The 2,530-nt window shown below is 25.7% G+C and carries 2 protein-coding genes; both read left to right on the forward strand.

What is annotated here, in order from left to right; genetic code table 11:
• Positions 1-124 precede the first annotated feature (124 nt).
• Entirely contained in the window at positions 125-1,945 is a 1,821-nt protein-coding gene (locus JWF52_RS14200) for a cell wall-binding repeat-containing protein (RefSeq protein WP_208334203.1), read from the forward strand.
• A 138-nt stretch (positions 1,946-2,083) separates the two neighbouring features.
• The gene (locus tag JWF52_RS14205; RefSeq protein WP_286184179.1) at positions 2,084-2,521 is read left to right on the forward strand and encodes a COG2426 family protein; all 438 of its coding nucleotides are present in this window, start codon (positions 2,084-2,086) and stop codon (positions 2,519-2,521) included.
• The last annotated feature ends 9 nt before the right edge of the window (positions 2,522-2,530 follow it).

Here is a 2,530-nt window from a genome sequence, read left to right on the forward strand (position 1 = left end):
TTTACAAAGGGTACATTTTAAAGTGATAGAGGGTATTTTAATATAAAATTTTTTATTTTATATTAAAATTATGTATAATCATTAATATTTGTATATATAATCAAAGTAAAGTATATAAAAAGAGGTGAATAAAATATTTAGATTTTTAAGTGTAAGTATAATAATATCAATTCTTATAACAAATCACATCTTTGCAAATGAAATAAATAATCAAAATATAATAGCAGGAAAAGACAGATTTGAAACAGCTGTAGAAATATCAAAAGAATTAAAAAGTTCAAATAGCGTAATATTAGTGAATTCAAAATCAATATCTGATATGCTATGTGCCACATCTTTAGCCTCTCAAAATAATTGTCCTATACTTTTAGTAAAAGAAAATACTTTAGGAAAAACAACAGAAAAAGAGATAAAAAGATTAGATGTAAACAAAGCTTATATAATAGGTGGAGAAAGTGTAGTAAGTAGTAATATAGAAAATGAATTAAATGATATGAAAATAGACATAAAACGAATTAGTGGAAAAGATAGATATGAAACTTCAATAAAAATAGCAGATATTATAAATCAATCAAATAAAGTAGAAAAAGTAGTTTTAGTAAATGGAGAAAATGGAATAGCTGATAGCATATCAATATCACCAGTAGCAGGAAATAAAAATATGCCAATAATACTATCAAAACAAGAAGCACTAGGACAAGCTAAAAAATGGTTAAGTGATAATAATATAAAAGAAAGCTATATAATAGGAGGAAAAGATTGTATCTCTGCAAATATAGAAAAAAGCTTAGAAAATGCTAAAAGAATATACGGAGAAAATAGATACGAAACTAATTCAAATATATTAAATGAATTTTATAAAAATAGTGAAGTAAGTAAAGTCTATTATTGTAAAGGTAATACAGACGAAATTGTAGATGGAGTTTTAGTATCACCTTTAGCATCTAAAAAAAATACACCAATAGTATTACTAGGAGAAAGTCTAAGTAAATCTCAAAAAGAGGCAATTTCTAAGTTTAAAATAAAACAAATTATACAAGTTGGAAATGGAATAAGCGAAATATCTAAGAATAACCTTTATGAAATTGTAAAAGGAAATAACAACAGTCAAGACACATTGCCAAGTAAACCTACAACACCAAATAAACCAGTATTGCCAGATAAGCCAACGGAACCAGAGTTTCCAGATAAACCGATAGATCCAGAAATTCCAGAAGATGAACCAACTTTACCAGAAAAACCAACAGAACCAGAGTTGCCGGAAGAACTTCCAACATTACCAGATAAACCAGAGTTACCTAATTTGAATAAAACTATAGTTAATACAGAAAAAGAATTAAAAGAAGCTGTTACTAACGAAGAAATAGAGCTTATAATTATAGGGAAAAATATAACTATAAAAGATCCGATTATAATAAGAAGACCTGTAATAATAGATGGGTATAGTGAACTAGGAAACTATAATATAGAAACAAAATCTAAAAACAACAGTGCAATAATGATATCTAAAGACAATGTAGAACTAAGAAATCTTAATGTATATGGAGCTGGAAAAGTTATAAATATATTAGGTGTAAAAGGTATAGAATTAGAAAATATAAAAGTTTATGCTACATCATCAAAAGAGCCAGCGATAGAAGTTAGCTCATCAATAGTAAAACTCAACAATATACAAACATTTAGTGATTATGCTGGAGTAAGGCTAAACAAAAGAAGTATTAAAAAATGCTCAGAAATTATACTGAATGGAAATTTAGAAAACTTAAATAAAGATAATAATATATCAATACTTATAGAAGATATTAATAATGAAGATGAGATCAAGAAAATCACTATAGGTGACGATTTAGAAGATGAATATATAAAAAATAATTACATAACTAAAAAAATATATGATGATAATTATAAGAAAGAACATTTAGCATATATAAAACTAAAAAAATAAGCACCTTTTATAAGGTGCTTATTTTTTACCTTGTTTAAAACAAAAGAAGTATGATACTGTGGTATATGATTAAAGAAGTATAAATATGAAGATGGTAAATTGCATATAAATGAAATAGTAAATTATAGGAGGAACAAATTGAAATATTTACATATAATGATTTTATCTATGATACCTATAACAGAACTTAGGGGGGCTATACCAATAGGAATATCTCTAGGCTTAAATCCTATAGGTGTATATATAGTTAGTGTAATTGGGTCTACTTTGATTTCAATTCCATTAATATTAACATTTAGGCATATAATACATTTTTTTAGAGGTAAAAAGTTATTTAAAGTGATAGTAGATAAAGTTGATAGAAAAATAGAATCAGGTATGAGAAGATTAACAAATGTATCAATATTAGGAATAGTACTATTTGTAGGAATACCTCTACCTACAACTGGAACATGGACAGCATCTGCAATTGCATCAATATTAAAAATAAGAATAAAGAATGCACTTTTAGGAGTTCTTATAGGTAATATGATGGCAGGAGTTATAGTTACTGCATTATCTTTGCATATAATATAACTATATTTT

The sequence above is a fragment of the Clostridium sp. CCUG 7971 genome (genome assembly GCF_017590215.1).
In the GTDB taxonomy this organism is placed as follows: domain Bacteria; phylum Bacillota; class Clostridia; order Peptostreptococcales; family Peptostreptococcaceae; genus Faecalimicrobium.